This window comes from Ruegeria sp. CDSA089, from assembly GCF_059612205.1.
In genome coordinates this window covers 514,313-530,765 of sequence record NZ_JBXWQD010000001.1, presented here as the reverse complement: position 1 = coordinate 530,765, position 16,453 = coordinate 514,313, and the positions used below count along the sequence as shown (strand labels likewise).

Below are 16,453 nucleotides of genomic sequence, written 5' to 3'. Positions count from 1 at the left end.
GCAGGTCATGAATTTCCACGAAGTGAGATTTCCCGCCAGCCTGAGTTTCGGCTCGGTCGGCGGACCGGAGCGGCGAACGGACATAGTGACGTTGGCCAATGGTTTCGAAGAACGCAACACCCCTTGGGCTCATTCGCGCAGGCGGTATGATGCTGGGTTCGGGATGCGGTCGCTGGATGATATCGAGACTTTGATCTCGTTTTTCGAGGCCCGGCAGGGCCAAATGTTCGGGTTCCGCTGGAAGGACTGGTCCGACTACAAATCCGGTGCGGCAACCGCTGACGTGGACAAAGGCGATCAGGTCATCGCGCGCGGAGACGGCGTGAAGACCGACTTTCAGCTTGTTAAAACCTACAGTTCGGGCGGATTCCAGTATGTGCGCCCCATCACCAAGCCGGTTCTGGGTACGGTGCGGTTGGGCCTGGAACAGGATGAAATGCGCGAAGGGGTGGATTTCGAGGTTGATCTGCTGCGCGGGCAAGTGATGTTCGCCGACCCGCCGCCCGAGAATGTCGAGATCACCGCGGGGTTCGAGTTTGACGTGCCCGTGCGTTTTGACACCGACAAGATCCAAACCAGCGTTGCCAGCTTTCAGGCCGGAGACGTTCCCAATGTTCCGGTTGTCGAGGTGCGTATCTGATGAGCGTGGATCGGGAAAGCTTGCAAGCGCATCTGCAAACCGGGCTGACGACTACGTGCCGGTGCTGGGCCATCACGCGACCGGACGGGCAGGTCTATGGGTTTACGGATCATGATCTGGAATTGCAGTTCGAGGGGCTGACCTTCAAGGCCAGCACCGGCTTGACCGCCGCTGCGGTTGAACAAGCTACGGGCCTGTCCATCGATAATTCCGAGGCGATGGGCGCGTTGTCCGATGCAGCGGTTCGGGAACAGGATATTGAGGCGGGTCGTTTCGATGGGGCTGAGGTTAAAGCCTGGTTGGTGAACTGGGCGCAGCCAGAACAGCGTATCCTGCAATTTCGCGGCTCGATTGGCGAGATACGTCGTGCGGGTGGGGCGTTTCATGCTGAACTACGGGGCCTGACGGATCTGTTGAACCGGCCTCTGGGGCGGATCTATCAAAAACCCTGTACGGCGGTTCTGGGCGACCGAAGTTGTCGGTTCGACGTTGGAGCACCGGGGTTCCAGGCCGAAGCCCAGATTGTTCGTTTGACTGCTGGTAGTGAGCTTGAGGTAACGGGTGCTGAAGCCGCTTCAGCCGCGTGGTTCGAACGGGGCCGCGTTGACGTTTTGTCGGGGCAGGCCGAGGGCCTATGGGCGTCGGTCAAGCAGGATGAGCCGATCTCTGGTGGTCGTCGCATCACGCTGTGGTCCGGGATCAGCGGCGGTCTGGCGGTTGGGGACAAGGTGCGCCTGACCGCAGGTTGCGACAAGCGTATGGAAACTTGTCGGTTAAAATTCAGCAATCTCATAAACTTCCAAGGATTTCCTGATCTTCCGAGCGAGGATTGGGTAATGGCCGTACCCAAGAAAAGCAATCCGAACGCAGGGGGAAGCAGACGATGACCGAAGAAAGGCAGGATATCGTGACCGAGGCGCGAAGCTGGCTGGGCACGCCCTATGTTCATCAGGCCTCGACCAAGGGGGCGGGCGCGGATTGTCTGGGCTTGTTGCGTGGTGTCTGGCGCGCAGTCATGGGGGCCGAGCCGGAGGCGGTGCCTTCGTACTCTATGGATTGGTCTGAACCGCAGGGTGAGGAACGGATGTGGGATGCTGCCCGCCGCCACCTGATCGCAAAGCCAGTTAAGGAGGCGGCAGTCGGAGATGTTTTGCTGTTTCGGATGCGCGACGGACGCGTGGCAAAGCATGTCGGACTTGTCAGCCAGATCAAACCATTGCCGCAGTTTATTCATGCGTATTCCGGCCGTGGCGTCGTCGAAAATACACTGAGCGATCCGTGGTGCCGCCGCGTGGTCGCCTGTTTCTGTTTTCCGCGGAAGGATATGTAAATGGCGACGATTGTACTTTCAGCGGCCGGTGCCGCGATTGGCGGCGCGATTGGGGGCACGGTCGCGGGGTTGTCTACGGCGGTCATAGGGCGCGCCATCGGGGCGTCACTGGGTCGTGTAATCGACCAGCGACTGATGAGCCAATCGGTCATGGGCAGCGGCAGCGAGGTGGTCGAAACCGGACGGCTGGACCGGTTCCGACTGACAGAGACGGGCGAAGGCGCCTCGGTCGCTACCCTATTCGGGCGGATGCGGGTTGGTGGGCAGGTCATCTGGGCCTCGGACTTTTTGGAAACGCTCAGTACCAGCACAACTACGCAGTCGGGCGGCGGCGGAAAAGGAAGCCCGAAAGCACCCGAGGTCACGACCACCACTCATAGCTACAGTTATTCGATCTCGTTGGCGATTGCAGTCGGGGCGGGACAGATCGCCGATGTGTCTCGGGTCTGGGCCGACGGAGAGGAGCTGGAACGCGCGGGCCTGAACATGCGGGTCTACCCAGGCGATGACGCGCAATTGCCTGATCCCTTGATCGAAGCGATTGAGGGGGCGGGTAGTGTTCCGGCCTACCGGGGGACAGCCTATGTAGTGATCGAAGATTTGCAGCTGGCGGCCTTTGGCAACAGGGTGCCGCAATTCTCGTTCGAGGTGGTGCGTCCGGATCAACCCGATCTGCCAGAGACACCGAATGCGCTGTCCAGTATTGTGCGGGGCGTGGCCCTGATGCCGGGCACCGGCGAATACGCGCTGGCGAGCACTCAGGTGAATTACACCAAGGGGCGGGGGCAAAGCTGGGCGGCCAATGTGAACTCGGCGTCTGGTGTGCCTGATCTTATAACCTCGACCCGCGCGCTGGAAACGGAACTGCCGTCCTGCGACGCGGCCTCGCTGATCGTGTCGTGGTTCGGGAATGACCTGCGTTGCGGCGAGTGTCAGTTGCAGCCCAAGGTTTTGCACAAGGAATATGAGGGCGAAAATATGCCCTGGACGGTTGCGGGCGTGTCCCGTGCCGAGGCGCAGCTTGTACAGCATGAAAATGACCGACCGGTCTATGGGGCGACCCCGGCCGATGCGTCGGTCGTGCAGGCCATCCAGCACCTGAAGCAATCGGGCAAACGGGTGATGTTCTACCCGTTCATTCTGATGGACCAACTCAGCGGCAATAACCTGCCAGACCCCTGGTCGGGCGGAACCGGTCAGCCCCATCTTCCGTGGCGCGGACGGATCACGCTTAGCACCGCACCGGGACGCGCGGGCTCGCCGGATGGCACCGCTCAGGCCGATGCGCAGGTCAATGCATTCTTCGGTCAGGCGCGGGCGTCGGATTTTGCCATCGCCGATGGTGCAGTGACCTATACCGGCCCGCAGGACTGGGGGATGTTCCGCTTTATTCTGCACTATGCCGCGCTATGTAAGGCCGCAGGTGGGGTCGAGTCCTTCTGCATCGCGTCCGAGATGCGTGGTCTGACGCAGATCCGAGGGGCTTCGGGTTTTTCGGCCGTTACTCAGATGCGCACCCTCGCGGCCGAAGTGCGCACAATTCTGGGGCCTGACACCAAGATCGGATATGCAGCGGATTGGAGCGAATACTTCGGTTATCAGCCTGCGGATGGCAGCGGGGATCGGTACTTTCACCTCGACCCACTGTGGGCGGATGACAATATCGACTTCGTCGGCATCGACAACTACATGCCACTGTCGGATTGGCGGGACGGCGAGGATCATGCCGACCTGAAGGCCGGCGCGAATGCGATCTACGATCTGGACTACCTGCGCAGCAATATCGAAGGCGGCGAGGGGTATGACTGGTTCTATGCCTCACCCGAAGAGGCCGAGGCGCAAATCCGCGCGCCCATTGAAGACGCGCAACACAACGAGCCGTGGATCTGGCGCTACAAGGACCTGCGCAATTGGTGGTCCAACCCGCATCACGAACGCATCGGCGGTGTGCGACAGGCGAACCAAACAGCATGGGTTCCGGGGTCGAAACCAATCTGGTTCACAGAGCTTGGCTGTGCGGCCATCGACAAGGGCACGAACCAGCCGAACAAATTTCTGGACCCAAAGTCCTCGGAATCCAGCTTGCCAGCCTATTCCAATGGGTTGCGGGATGATTTCATGCAGTTTCAATATCTGCGCGCGGTGCTGGGGTACTGGTCCGACCCGACCCTGAACCCCGTATCAGATGTCTATGACGCACCGATGATTGACATGTCCAACGCCTATGTCTGGGCCTGGGACGCACGGCCCTATCCCACCTTTCCCAATCTGCGCAGCCAGTGGAGCGACGGTGAAAACTATGCCCGTGGCCATTGGCTGAACGGACGCTCTGGCGCGCGTAGTCTGGCGTCCGTGGTGACGGAAATCTGCCACGGAGCCGGAGTGACCGATATCGACACCACGCAGCTTTATGGTGTTGTCCGCGGCTATGTGATCGAGCAGGTCTCGGACGCGCGGGCGGCTTTGCAGCCTTTGATGCTGCGCTATGGGTTCGATTCCATTGAACGCGACGGCGTTTTGATTTTTCGGATGCGGGCGGCGCAGACGCCACAGGTGATAGACCCCGAGCAACTGGCCATAAGCCCGGATGTCGAAAACACTATCGAACACCGGCGCGAAGCCGAAGCCGAGATGACGGGGCGCGTGCGGTTGCGTTTCGTGCAATCGGATGCCGATCACGACATCGTCTCGGAGGAGGCCGTTCTACCAGACGATCAGACACATTCCGTCTCGGTCAACGAGATGCCCCTGTCGATGACCCGCACCGAGGGGCGCCAAACGGTCGAGCGCTGGCTCAGCGAGGCGCGGGTGTCGCGTGAAACTGTCCGCTTTGCCCTGCCACCATCGATGCTGAATATCGGCGCGGGCGATGTGATCAGCCTGTCAGGGGACGAACAGGGCGCGCGGTATCGCATCGACCGCCTGGAACAGGCCGAATTGCAATTGGCCGACGCGGTCCGGGTTGAGCCGGGCGTCTACAGCGCCTCGGACTTGCCCGAGGATCCCGTTCCCGAACGGCCCTTTGTCGCGCCGGTTCCGGTTCTGCCCGTATTTCTGGACCTGCCGCTGATCACGGGGGCCGAGGCGCCTCATGCGCCCTACATCGCAGTGTCGGCCGATCCGTGGCCCGGTGGGGCGGCGGTCTATTCCTCTGGCAGTGATGAGGATTACCGCTTGCAGGATGTGATCTCGCGGCAGGCGGTGATCGGCTTCACGCAAACACCTCTGCGGCGTGCAAGTGCCGGTGTATGGGATAATGGCGCGCCTTTGCGTGTCGAGTTGATCGCAGGGCTTTTGGAGTCCCGACCGCGAGACGCCCTGCTGAATGGGGCCAATCTGGCAGCAATCGGCGACGGATCGCCCGACAACTGGGAGGTGTTTCAGTTCGTCCAAGCAACGTTGGAAAGCCCCGGCACTTACGCTTTGTCTGGCCGCCTGCGTGGTCAGTTGGGCAGCGACGCCGCAATACCGGATGTTTGGCCAGAAGGTTCGACCTTTGTCTTGCTGGATCAACGGATCGCGCAGACCAACCTTCTGAGGTCCGAACGTCGTGTCGCCAAGCATTATCGCATGGGCCCGGCAGCGCGAGGGTACGATGATCCGTCCTATGTGCATCAGGTTCTGGTTTTCAACGGCAATGGCTTGCGGCCCTATGCTCCGGTTCATCTGCGCGCGCATCGCGCTGCGTCCGAGGACCAGATCAGCTGGATTCGCCGCACCCGTCTGGATGGCGACGACTGGGAGGGGTTGGACGTACCACTGGCGGAAGAAGCTGAAACCTATCTGGTACAGGTTCGCTCCAGCGGGTCCTTGATCCGAGAAGAGATCACTGCAGAACCGCGTTGGGTCTATAGCGCCGCGATGAAGCTAAGCGATGGTGTCTCAGCGGGGTACGACGTACAGGTCGCGCAGGTTTCCGCCAGCTTTGGCCCCGGCCTGTTTGCGCGACTGTCGGTCGGGCAGGGCTGACCATGCGCCCGGTGCTTCACGGCGATGTCAGTGCCGCCGCGCGGGTGCTGTTACGGGTTGACCCGCTGGACCGGGACCGCCTGTGCCAACGTATGATCCAAGAAGCAGAACTGGCCGATGCCTATGTCGGCCAGACCGGGTGTATGCATCCGCTGTTTGGAAATGGTTCCCTGATGGCGGCGGCGCGTAACAGGAAGCTGGCGGATGAGCCCAGCTTTGACGATCTGCGCTATTGTCAGTGCTTTGAACTGGTGCTGCGTCACCTGATCGACACTCGGATCAACCAGACGCGCAACTGACGCATTTGCTGGCCGCCAGGTCCAAATTCAGGCGGCCAGCGGGGATATCCTCTCCACAATCCTCGCAAAACCCGTATTCCCAGTCCTCCATACGCTGCAATGCGGATTGCAACCTACGCATTTCCAGATTCCTGTTTGCTTGCTGCGCCTTGGCCATGGCCTGATTTTGAAAAGCGTCCATTCGGCTCAGGCGACCAACGGCTTGCTGGTCCAGCTCGACAACCGCTTGCGCGTCCTGTCCAGCGGCTGAATCCTCCGCCAGTTCTTCCAACCGCGCTCGAATTTTGGCTTCGAATTCTGCCAGTTGCGATGCATTCATTTTCGTTGCCTTGCAGATCACGGGTTTGCGTTTGGCGTTTTTGCCACTAAATGGCATTCTAGGCGCAGCAAAGGATGAAAAGCCATGTTGGAAAAGCGCAGTCTTGTGACCCCCGTCGACCCCGTCTGGGACCGCATCACGACCGAGGCCGAAGCGGCCGTTGAAAATGAGCCCCTGATGGGCGGGCTGGTGCATGCCTGTATCCTGCATCACCGCAGTCTTGAGCGCGCGTTGTCGTATCGTGTAGCGGCCAAGCTGTGCTCGAACGAGATGTCGATGATGGTGCTGCGCGAGATTGTGGACGAAGCCTATGCCGACGATCCGTCATTGATCGAGGCGGCTCGCGCTGACCTTATGGCGGTCTACGAACGCGATCCAGCCTGCCACCGCCTGCTGCAGCCGATCCTGTACTTCAAAGGTTATCAGGCGATGCAGGCCTACCGTGTGGCGCATTGGCTGTGGCAGAAGAAACGCTACGATCTGGCCTATTTCTTCCAGATGCGCTCGTCCGAGATTTTCGGGATCGACATTCACCCCGCCGCGAAAATCGGCAAAGGGATCATGATCGACCATGCCCATTCCATAGTGATTGGCGAAACTGCTGTGGTGGGGGACAATGTCTCGATGCTGCATTCAGTGACGCTGGGCGGGACCGGTAAGGAAGAAGAGCAGCGTCATCCCAAGATTGGCAACGGTGTTCTGATCGGGGCCGGGGCCAAGGTTCTGGGCAATATCGAAGTGGGTCATTGCAGCCGGATCGCTGCGGGCTCGGTTGTGTTACAGGAAGTGCCCGCGTGCAAAACAGTGGCGGGCATTCCGGCCAAGATCGTGGGCGAAGCAGGGTGCGATCAGCCCTCGATCTCGATGGATCACATGCTGGGAAAGGATCAGTAAGTGAGTATTAGTTCGAGCGGTTGTTCTTTTCGTTCAACCGCTTGAGCCGCCGTTCTTCTCGCCGTTTCTTACGCTCTTCAATTCGTTTGGAACGTTCTGCTTCCCATTTGGCAACCGCGCTTTTTGAATTGTATTTCGAGTTTTCGCCGGGATAGCTATTGGGCTTGGCATAGGCGTCGGCGGGTGCAATCGCAGCCAGCATCAGCAAAACCAATCCTGTTCGAGTAATTCGCGTGAAGGTCATGGGGCACCTGTGCATTCGTTTCTGATCTGCACTCAATTTGGTGTGCTGCGCAGAACCTAGCAACAGTCGGGCAGATCACGCTTGCTCACATCCCGTCAGGGCACCAAAAAGCCGCGCCGGAAAATCGGGCGCGGCTGTTTTGTGTTATTAGATGTTAGGCCAGCATAACCATCGGGTTTTCAAGGTTTTCCACGATAGCTTGCAGCAGTTCTGCCCCAAGCGCACCATCGATAACCCGATGATCGACGGACATGGTGACGGACATCACGGTTGCTGCGGTCAGCTCTCCATCATCGCCTACAACCGGTTTCTTGACACCGGTGCCCACAGCCAGAATTCCAGCGTGCGGCGGGTTCACGATAGCGTCGAAATTGTCGATGCCAAACATGCCCAGATTCGAGATCGCAAAAGTACCGCCCTGATATTCATGCGGTGCCAGTTTGCGTTCACGCGCGCGCCCGGCCAAGTCCTTCATCTCGGTCGACAGCGCAGACAGCGACTTGGTGTCGGCATCCTGCAGCACTGGGGTGAACAACCCGCCCTCGATCGCGACGGCCACGGCCACGTCCGAGGGTTTCAGTTGCAGCACCCGATCACCGGCCCAAACCGCGTTACAGGCTGGAACTTGTTGCAGCGCGTTGGCGACAGCTTTGATGATGAAGTCGTTGACGCTGAGCTTCACGCCACGGCCTTCCAGCTGCTTGTTCAACTGGCTGCGGAACTTGAGCAGCGCGTCCAGTTTGATATCGCGGCGCAGGTAGAAATGCGGGATGGTCTGCTTGGCCTCGGACAGGCGCGCGGCGATGGTCTTGCGCATGCCGTCGAGCTTGATTTCCTCGTAGTCGCGACCCTCGTACATCTTGGCAACTGCGTCTGCCGAGGGGCCAGCCGGTGCCGCCGCCGCCGGAGCCGCTGCTGCAGGTGCGGGCGCTGCCGCTGGGGCCGTCGCCGTTGCGCCTTCCACATCCGCTTTGACGATACGTCCATGCGGACCCGAGCCGGTGATCTGCGCCAGATCAAGGCCCTTTTGCGCGGCGATCCGGCGGGCCAGAGGCGAGGCAAAGATACGACCGCCATCGGCCTTGACCGGAGCAGCCGAGGCAGGGGCGGGCGCCTCGGACGCCGCAGGGGCGGCCTCGTTACCCGCAGCGACTGCCGGGGCAGCCGCGGGGGTTGCTGCGGGTGTTGCGCTGATATCATCGGCGCTTTCACCATCTTCCAGCAGGATCGCGATGGCCGTGTTGACCTTCACGCCCTCGGAGCCTTCCGGGATCAGGATTTTGCCAATGGTGCCTTCGTCAACGGCCTCGAATTCCATCGTCGCCTTGTCGGTTTCAATCTCGGCCAGCAGGTCGCCAGACGACACGGTATCGCCCTCTTTGACCAGCCATTTGGCAAGCGTGCCTTCTTCCATGGTCGGCGACAGGGCGGGCATCAGAATTTCTGTGGGCATTAGTGCTTACTCCCCTGGAGCGATCCCGAAAATTCCGGGTATTGATTCAAACGATCTGCAAACCCTGCTTCGATTTGAGCCAGAAGTAGGTCTGAGGAACCTGCGTCCGGGCGGTCTTGCAGCATTCCGTTAACAGCGTGTTGTGCGATATCGGCCAAGATGGAGCCCCAAAGTCGGGGCTCCTCATCGGGGTCAAATAGCCCGATATTCAATGTTAGTTGATGCTCTTCATCAGCTATCCAGAAACGAACCATCTCGTGGGCCGTTTCATTGGTTTCTACATCTTCTGGAGGGGCGAGCGGCCGCATGACTATTCCTTACCGGTAGGTCACTTGTTTGACGGCGGCGATGACCTCATCAGTGGTGATAAGGGCCAGCTTTTCGAGGTTCGCGGCGTAAGGCATCGGAACGTCCTTGCCGGTGCAGTTGATGACCGGTGCGTCGAGATAGTCGAACGCCTCCTGCATCACGACCGAACTGATATAGCTGCCGACCGAGCCTTGCGGCCAGCCTTCCTCGACGGTCACAAGACGGTTGGTTTTCATCACCGAGTTGATGATCGCGCCAGTGTCCATCGGGCGGATGGTGCGCAGGTCGATGACCTCGGCGCTGATACCTTCTTCGGCCAGCTTATCGGCGGCTTCTAGCGCGTATTGCATCCCGATGCCGAAGCTGACGATGGTCACATCCGTGCCTTCGCGCCAGATACGCGCTTTGCCCAGCGGGATGGTCAGATCGTCCACTTGGGGCACGTCGAAAGACCGGCCATAGAGGATTTCGTTTTCCAGGAAAATCACCGGGTTGGGGTCGCGAATGGCCGATTTCAGCAGACCTTTGGCGTCGGCTGCCGAATAGGGCATGACGACTTTCAGGCCGGGGATTTGCATATACCACGCCGCGTAATCCTGGCTGTGCTGCGCGGCAACGCGGGCGGCGGCACCGTTGGGGCCACGGAACACGATGGGACAGCCCATTTGACCGCCGGACATATAGAGCGTCTTGGCGGCGGAGTTGATGATCTGGTCAATCGCCTGCATGGCGAAGTTGAAGGTCATGAACTCAACGATGGGTTTCAGGCCGCCAAAGGCAGAACCAACTGCGATACCGGCAAAACCATGTTCGGTGATCGGCGTGTCGATCACGCGTTTGGGGCCGAATTCATCCAGCAGACCTTGGCTGATCTTGTATGCGCCCTGATACTCGGCAACCTCTTCGCCCATCAGGTAGACGTCGTCGTCACCGCGCATTTCCTCGGCCATCGCATCGCGTAGGGCCTCGCGGACGGTTTCGGATTTCATCTCGGCATCGGCTGGCCAATCCGGCGACAGATCGACGACCGGAGCCGCCGGTGCGGCGGCGGGAGCGGGGGCCTCAACCGCCGCAGGGGCGGCCTCGGTCACCGCTGCGGCTGCGGGCGCAGCCGCGGGCAGGGCGGAGGCGTCTTCGCCTTCGTCCACAAGCACGGCTATGGGGGTATTCACCTTGACCCCTTCCGTGCCTTCCGCGATCAGGATCTTGCCAACGATACCTTCATCGACAGCTTCGAACTCCATCGTCGCCTTGTCGGTTTCGATCTCGGCCATGATATCGCCGGATGATACAGTGTCGCCTTCTTTGACCAGCCATTTGGCCAGCGTGCCCTCTTCCATAGTGGGCGAAAGGGCGGGCATGAGAATTTCTGTTGCCATGTCTTAATCGTCCTCTCAGGCGTAGATATCTGTCCAGAGCTCTTCCACGGAAGGCTCGGGGCTTTCTTTCGAGAATTCGGCGGCCTGGTTGACGATCTCTTTGATCTCTTTGTCGATCGCCTTCAGGTCATCTTCGCTCGCGTGTTTGCCGGTCAGTAGCAGCTCACGCACATGTTCGATCGGGTCGCTTTGTTCGCGGACCTTCTGAACCTCTTCGCGAGTGCGGTATTTGGCCGGGTCGGACATCGAGTGGCCGCGGTAGCGGTAGGTTTTGACCTCAAGGATATATGGGCCTTTACCCGCGCGGCAGTGGGCGACGGCTTTTTCACCGGCAGCTTTGACCGCAAGCACATCCATGCCGTTCACGATCTCGCCGGGGATGCCGAAAGCCTCGCCACGATGGTAGATATCTTTGGTCGAGGTCGAGCGTGCCTGTGATGTTCCCATTGCGTATTGGTTGTTCTCGATCACGAAAACCACGGGAAGGTCCCACAGGGCCGCCATGTTAAACGTCTCGTAAACCTGACCCTGGTTCGCAGCACCATCGCCAAAATAGGTAAAGGTGACGCCGCCGTTTTCTTTATACTTATCTGCAAACGCCAGACCTGCACCCAATGGAACCTGCGCGCCAACGATGCCGTGGCCGCCATAGAAATGCTTCTCTTTCGAGAACATGTGCATCGAGCCACCCTTGCCCTTGGACAGGCCGCCAATACGTCCGGTCAGTTCGGCCATCACGCCGCCCGGATCCATGCCGCAGGCCAGCATGTGGCCATGGTCGCGGTAAGAGGTAATTCGCTTGTCACCCTCTTTCGCTGCGGCCTCGAGACCCACAACAACGGCTTCCTGACCAATATAAAGGTGGCAGAAGCCGCCAATCAGGCCCATTCCATAAAGCTGGCCCGCCTTCTCCTCGAATCGGCGGATCAGCAGCATTTCCCGGTAATATGTGGTGAGTTCTTCAGCAGAAACATTTGGCTTCTTTGTGGTTTTTCGCGCAGCCATATTGGCGATCTCCCCCTCTCGGCAAGATAGTTTAGCGTTAAACTATTTCATAAAGCATTTCCGATGCTCTGGCGAGGGAAAATATGCGGCGACACTGACCCTGCAAGCACGGGTATCAAAGGGTGCGACGTCAGAGATTTTTCGTCGAAAAATCTTGGTCGGGCTTAGCGGATAACAATTTCGTCCGAGCGGATCATGCCCAGTACCGAGCGTGCCTGTTGATCCAGCAGATCCAGATCCAGATAAGTGTCCGAGAGGCGACGGGTCAGGTTCTCCATCTGGGCGATCTTGGCTTCCAGCTTTTCCAGATCGCGCGACAGGGCGTCCCGTTCCGCTGCAATCTCGACCCGTCGGAACAGGCCATAGTCCCCCTGCACGGCAGCGAAGGTGAAGTAAACACCCAGCATAAAAGCTACCATGAAGAAAACGACTGCGCCCAAACCGGGCCGATTGGAACGGGACACTCTGTTTACCGCCGTATGAAACGCCTCAATAACGGGCCCTTTTCGGACCTCTGAAAGCACTATGTCACAGGTGATTCGGGTTGTGAATCCCCTGATTCGCAAAAAAGTGTCAGGGGCCGTGAATTTTATTACTCTAGCGCGGCGACGCCCGGCAGGGTCTTGCCTTCCATCCACTCCAAAAACGCGCCGCCTGCGGTCGAGATATACGAGAAATCTTTGGCCGCGCCGGATGCGTTCAGCGCCGCAACCGTGTCGCCGCCGCCGGCGACGGACACCAACTGGCCCGAGCGGGTCAAAGCGGCGGCTTTCAAGGCTGCGGCGTTGGTGGCAGCGTCAAAGGGCTCGATCTCAAATGCGCCCAGCGGGCCGTTCCAAATCAGCGTTTTGCTTTCTGCGAAGATCTGGGAAATTGCGGCAACACTGTCAGGGCCGGCGTCTAGGATCATGCCGTCATTGGTGCATTGATCCACGGGCAGAACCTGATGTGGGGCACCTGCCTCGAACTTGTCGGCCACAACGATATCCGTTGGCAGAACGATCTTGCAGCCCGAGGTTTCCGCTTTGGCCATGATTTCGGCTGCGGTGTCCTTCATGGCGGTTTCCGCCAGCGACTTGCCGACATTCAGGCCTTTGGCAACGAGGAAAGTGTTGGCCATTCCGCCGCCGATGATCAGGAAGTCCACTTTTTCGATCAGATTTCCCAGCAGTTCCAGCTTGGTGGACACTTTGGCCCCGCCCACAACCGCCGTCACCGGGCGTTTTGGCGCGCCCAGAGCGCCCTCAAGGGCCTCGAGCTCGGCTTGCATCAGGCGACCGGCGCAGGCGGGCAGAAGGCGGGCAATGGCCTCGGTCGAACTGTGCGCGCGGTGCGCGGCCGAGAAAGCGTCGTTGCAATAGACTTTGCCGAGTTTGGCCATTCCAGCGGCCAGATCAGCGTCATTCTTGGTTTCAGCAGCGTGGAAACGGGTGTTTTCCAGCAACAGAACCTGGCCGGGCTGCAGCTGCTCTGCAGCCAGCTCGGCCTCGGTGCCGACGCAATCTGCGGCAAACAGCACATCTGCGCCAAAGGCAGTGGTCAGGGTGGGGATCAGCTGCTTCAGCGACAGGTTCTCACGTCGCTCGCCACCCGGGCGGCCGAAATGCGCTAGCAGGATCGGTTTGCCGCCTGCCGCAAGGATATCGCGCACGGTGGGCACGATGCGCTGTATGCGGGTGGCGTCGGTCACAACACCGTCAACGACCGGCACGTTGATATCGACGCGCACCAGCACGCGTTTGCCGTTCAGGTCCATATCGTCCAGTGTTTTCCAGCCCATCACTCTGTCCTTGTCGTTACAACCGATTTAGGCGGTTCTTTTCCTGCATTTTGCCCTCAGGTCAATGCGTCACTTGGCATTCACGCCCATGCCGCATAGGTATTTGCGCAAGATAAACGACAGGAGGGCCACATGGCCGAGATCAAGGATCCCGAAAACACCATCATCATCGAGCTGAAAGACGGCAATGTCGTCATCGAACTGCTGCCTGACGTGGCCCCTCAGCACTCGGCCCGGATGAAAGAGCTGGCCCGTGGTGGCGAGTATGACAACGTGGCCTTCCACCGTGTGATCGACGGCTTCATGGCGCAGACCGGCGATGTGCAGCACGGCGACATGGAAGACGGGTTCAACATCCGTATGGCGGGTACAGGCGGCTCGTCGCTGCCGAACGTTCCGGCAGAGTTCTCGAAACTGCCGCACGACCGGGGCACGCTGGGCGCGGCACGCTCGCAGAATCCGGATTCGGCCAATTCGCAGTTCTTCATCAACTTCAAGGACAATCACTTCCTGAACGGCCAATACACCGTCTACGGTCGAGTCATCGAAGGGATGGAACATGTCGATGCCATCACTCGTGGTGAGCCGCCGATGAGCCCTGACCGCATGATCAGCGTCAAGGTGGCCGCCGATGTATAAGCTGGCCGCTGCTTTTGCCTTGCTGGCTAGCCCTGCGCTTGCCACAGGCCTTGAGATTGAGATCGAGGGCGAGGGTGCCAATGGCACCGTGACCGTTGATCTGTTTGACGATCTGGCCCCTAAACATGTGGAACAGATCAGCACTCTGGCTGCCGAAGGTAAGTATGACGGGGTGGTCTTTCACCGCGTGATCGAAGGCTTCATGGCGCAGACCGGGGACGTAGAGCATGGACGTCTGGGCAGTGATCTGCGTCGGGCGGGCACCGGCGGGTCGGATCGCCCGGATCTGCCTGCTGAGTTCTCGGACTTCAATTACGACCGGGGTGTTGTAGGCATGGCGCGGGCGCAGGATCCCAACAGCGCAAACTCGCAGTTCTTTATCATGTTTGCGCCCGGTCCGTTCCTGAACGGTCAGTATACGGTTGTGGGTCAAGTGACCGGCGGTATGGACGTGGTGGACTCGATCAAGCGCGGCGACGGTCCCAACGGCGCGGTGATCGGCCAGCCGGATGTGATGAAAAAAGTCACTGTAACGGAATAATAAAAAAGCCCCGATGCGCTGCATCGGGGCTTTTTGCTTCAGTCGTCACCCATTGCTTTCCAGATCAGCGCCCCGATTGCGGCCCCAATCAGCGGTGCGACCCAGAACAGCCAAAGCTGCGCCATCGCAGGACCGTCTGCAAAGAGGGCAACGCCGGTCGAGCGCGCTGGGTTTACCGATGTATTCGTCACGGGGATCGAGATCAGGTGGATCAGCGTCAGGCCCAGGCCAATGGCGATCGGCGCAAAGCCTTCGGGTGCAAAATTCGATGTCGCTCCAAGGATGATGATCAGAAAGAACGCGGTCATCACGATCTCGATCACCAGCGCGGATAGCATCGAATAGCCTTCCGGTGAGGCCTCTCCATACCCGTTCGAGGCAAACCCGCCTGCGCCTTCAAACCCTGGTGCGCCGCTTACGATCAGATACAACACAGCTGCTGCTGCGACCGCGCCTATCACCTGCGCGATCCAGTAGGGAATCAGATCCTTGGCATCGAACCGTCCGCCGATCATCAGACCAAGGCTGACCGCCGGATTGAAATGCCCGCCCGAGATGTGACCGACCGCATAAGCCATGGTCAGTACCGTCAGACCAAAGGCGAATGAAACGCCTAGCCAGCCGATACCCACATCGGCCACTCCGGCTGCCAATACCGCACTGCCGCACCCGCCCAGCACCAGCCAGAACGTGCCGAAAAACTCGGCCAGAAGTTTTGATGACATGAAAAGCCCTCCGAAAATCAATGGGCTTAGCGTAATTCAAAAATTCATTTTTGTTAAATGTTTAGGTCATTCCCAGTCTGCCGGGTTCAGTTGGAACAGCTTTGAAAGCTGGTCGTAGACCTCGGGCGCGTCGGCTTTCAGGGCTTTGGGCCGCTCGAAAAAGACCTCGACAGAGACGGCAAAGAATTCCTCGTGTCCGGTGGCGCCATAGGGGTCGATGACCGTGGGGCGGCCATGTTCCACGGCGTGAACATGGGTGTCATAGGCGGTCAGAAAAACCCGTTCCCATTCTGCGAAACTCTGCCCGTCGCTCAGGATCGGGACGCCGTTGGTGCCGCCGGACAGATCATCGACCTGATGCGCGAATTCGTGCAACACGACGTTTTGCCCGTCGCGATCGTCCAACGCGCCTTGCTGGCTGTGGCGCCACGACAGGATGACCGGGCCGCGATCCCAGCTTTCGCCGGTGCGCACGATCTCTTTCTCGCTGATCACATAGCCGTCTTGCCTGCGCTGACGCGACTTGAAGGCGTTGGGATAGATCAGAATGGTGGTCAGGTTGTCGTACCAGATGTCACGGTTGACCAGCAGCAAAGAGGCCTGCGCAGCAATGGCTAGCTTCATCTCCTCGGTGACGTCCAGTCCGTCGCAGCCGTGGAATTGTACCTGATCCAGGAATAGGTTGATTTTGCCATCCAGCTTGTCCCGCAGACCGACGGGCAGGCGGCGCAACAGCGGAACCTGTGCGTCGATGATCCGACGCTGATGCTTGGTCAGAGGAGCTGCCAAAAGCGCATTGCGTGCTTGGATTTTGGACCAATGACGATAGGCGAAGAAGCCAGCGATCAGCAAAAGAACCGAGAAAAAAATCAACATTTGCAAAGACTACAAGCGAAAATGGCGGCGTGAAACCAAAAACGCCGCAGG

At 59.3% G+C, this 16,453-nt stretch carries 18 protein-coding genes; 8 read left to right on the top strand and 10 right to left on the bottom strand.

Going from position 1 to position 16,453, the window contains the following annotated elements; all coding sequences use genetic code 11:
• Window positions 1-7 precede the first annotated feature (7 nt).
• Genes AC2FJ6_RS02645 through AC2FJ6_RS02625 form a run of 5 tightly spaced genes read left to right on the top strand, consistent with a single transcriptional unit; the run spans window position 8 to window position 6,238 of the window.
• Window positions 8-640: a DUF2460 domain-containing protein gene (locus AC2FJ6_RS02645; protein WP_170770530.1), complete on the top strand. Its 633-nt coding sequence runs from the start codon at window positions 8-10 to the stop codon at window positions 638-640.
• Window positions 640-1,527: a phage/gene transfer agent baseplate hub protein gene (locus tag AC2FJ6_RS02640; protein ID WP_496668329.1), complete on the top strand. Its 888-nt coding sequence runs from the start codon at window positions 640-642 to the stop codon at window positions 1,525-1,527. Before AC2FJ6_RS02645 ends, AC2FJ6_RS02640 begins: the two co-directional genes overlap by 1 nt.
• Window positions 1,524-1,970, top strand: coding sequence for an NlpC/P60 family protein (locus tag AC2FJ6_RS02635; RefSeq protein ID WP_496668327.1), 447 nt, complete (start codon window positions 1,524-1,526; stop codon window positions 1,968-1,970). The genes AC2FJ6_RS02640 and AC2FJ6_RS02635 overlap by 4 nt, the downstream gene beginning before the upstream one ends.
• The gene (locus AC2FJ6_RS02630; RefSeq protein WP_496668325.1) at window positions 1,971-5,939 is read left to right on the top strand and encodes a baseplate multidomain protein megatron; all 3,969 of its coding nucleotides are present in this window, start codon (window positions 1,971-1,973) and stop codon (window positions 5,937-5,939) included.
• A 2-nt stretch (window positions 5,940-5,941) separates the two neighbouring features.
• Window positions 5,942-6,238 (top strand): DUF7742 family protein, encoded by a 297-nt coding sequence (locus AC2FJ6_RS02625; RefSeq protein WP_170770538.1) that lies wholly within the window; start codon window positions 5,942-5,944, stop codon window positions 6,236-6,238.
• Here the strand turns inward: AC2FJ6_RS02625 and AC2FJ6_RS02620 are convergent.
• The gene (locus tag AC2FJ6_RS02620; RefSeq protein WP_496668323.1) at window positions 6,219-6,557 is read right to left on the bottom strand and encodes a TraR/DksA family transcriptional regulator; all 339 of its coding nucleotides are present in this window, start codon (window positions 6,555-6,557) and stop codon (window positions 6,219-6,221) included. The genes AC2FJ6_RS02625 and AC2FJ6_RS02620 overlap by 20 nt on opposite strands.
• A gap of 84 nt (window positions 6,558-6,641) precedes the next feature.
• Between AC2FJ6_RS02620 and cysE the strand changes: the two genes are divergently transcribed.
• Window positions 6,642-7,451: a serine O-acetyltransferase gene (gene cysE / locus AC2FJ6_RS02615; RefSeq protein WP_170770542.1), complete on the top strand. Its 810-nt coding sequence runs from the start codon at window positions 6,642-6,644 to the stop codon at window positions 7,449-7,451.
• A 7-nt stretch (window positions 7,452-7,458) separates the two neighbouring features.
• On the opposite strand, the gene AC2FJ6_RS02610 is transcribed toward cysE, so the two are convergent.
• From AC2FJ6_RS02610 to AC2FJ6_RS02580, 7 genes are all read right to left on the bottom strand, one after another.
• Window positions 7,459-7,695: a hypothetical protein gene (locus AC2FJ6_RS02610; protein WP_170770544.1), complete on the bottom strand. Its 237-nt coding sequence runs from the start codon at window positions 7,693-7,695 to the stop codon at window positions 7,459-7,461.
• Between the two features lie 154 nt (window positions 7,696-7,849).
• On the bottom strand, window positions 7,850-9,148 hold the full coding sequence (locus AC2FJ6_RS02605; RefSeq protein ID WP_170770546.1) for a pyruvate dehydrogenase complex dihydrolipoamide acetyltransferase: 1,299 nt from the start codon (window positions 9,146-9,148) through the stop codon (window positions 7,850-7,852).
• Window positions 9,148-9,456, bottom strand: a complete 309-nt coding sequence (locus tag AC2FJ6_RS02600) for a DUF5076 domain-containing protein (protein ID WP_480548344.1) — start codon at window positions 9,454-9,456, stop codon at window positions 9,148-9,150. Before AC2FJ6_RS02600 ends, AC2FJ6_RS02605 begins: the two co-directional genes overlap by 1 nt.
• Before the next feature lie 9 nt (window positions 9,457-9,465).
• On the bottom strand, window positions 9,466-10,836 hold the full coding sequence (locus AC2FJ6_RS02595; RefSeq protein WP_170770549.1) for a pyruvate dehydrogenase complex E1 component subunit beta: 1,371 nt from the start codon (window positions 10,834-10,836) through the stop codon (window positions 9,466-9,468).
• 15 nt (window positions 10,837-10,851) lie between these two features.
• Window positions 10,852-11,841, bottom strand: coding sequence for a pyruvate dehydrogenase (acetyl-transferring) E1 component subunit alpha (pdhA, locus tag AC2FJ6_RS02590; protein WP_170770551.1), 990 nt, complete (start codon window positions 11,839-11,841; stop codon window positions 10,852-10,854).
• Window positions 11,842-12,005: 164 nt separating this feature from the next.
• Window positions 12,006-12,305 (bottom strand): FtsB family cell division protein, encoded by a 300-nt coding sequence (locus tag AC2FJ6_RS02585; protein ID WP_170770553.1) that lies wholly within the window; start codon window positions 12,303-12,305, stop codon window positions 12,006-12,008.
• Between the two features lie 128 nt (window positions 12,306-12,433).
• Window positions 12,434-13,621, bottom strand: a complete 1,188-nt coding sequence (locus tag AC2FJ6_RS02580) for a phosphoglycerate kinase (protein WP_170770556.1) — start codon at window positions 13,619-13,621, stop codon at window positions 12,434-12,436.
• A gap of 132 nt (window positions 13,622-13,753) precedes the next feature.
• On the opposite strand from AC2FJ6_RS02580, the gene AC2FJ6_RS02575 reads away from it, so the two are divergent.
• Together AC2FJ6_RS02575 and AC2FJ6_RS02570 are read left to right on the top strand one after the other, a co-directional pair.
• Window positions 13,754-14,260: a peptidylprolyl isomerase gene (locus tag AC2FJ6_RS02575; RefSeq protein ID WP_170770558.1), complete on the top strand. Its 507-nt coding sequence runs from the start codon at window positions 13,754-13,756 to the stop codon at window positions 14,258-14,260.
• Complete coding sequence (locus AC2FJ6_RS02570) at window positions 14,253-14,801, top strand: peptidylprolyl isomerase (RefSeq protein WP_170770560.1); 549 nt, start codon at window positions 14,253-14,255, stop codon at window positions 14,799-14,801. The genes AC2FJ6_RS02575 and AC2FJ6_RS02570 overlap by 8 nt, the downstream gene beginning before the upstream one ends.
• A 38-nt stretch (window positions 14,802-14,839) precedes the next feature.
• On the opposite strand, the gene aqpZ is transcribed toward AC2FJ6_RS02570, so the two are convergent.
• Both aqpZ and AC2FJ6_RS02560 read right to left on the bottom strand, forming a co-directional pair.
• Window positions 14,840-15,526 carry an aquaporin Z gene (gene aqpZ, locus AC2FJ6_RS02565; RefSeq protein WP_170770562.1) on the bottom strand — a complete coding sequence of 229 codons (687 nt, stop codon included), beginning with the start codon at window positions 15,524-15,526 and terminating at the stop codon, window positions 14,840-14,842.
• 66 nt (window positions 15,527-15,592) lie between these two features.
• Complete coding sequence (locus AC2FJ6_RS02560; protein ID WP_170770564.1) at window positions 15,593-16,402, bottom strand: M90 family metallopeptidase; 810 nt, start codon at window positions 16,400-16,402, stop codon at window positions 15,593-15,595.
• Window positions 16,403-16,453: the final 51 nt, after the last annotated feature.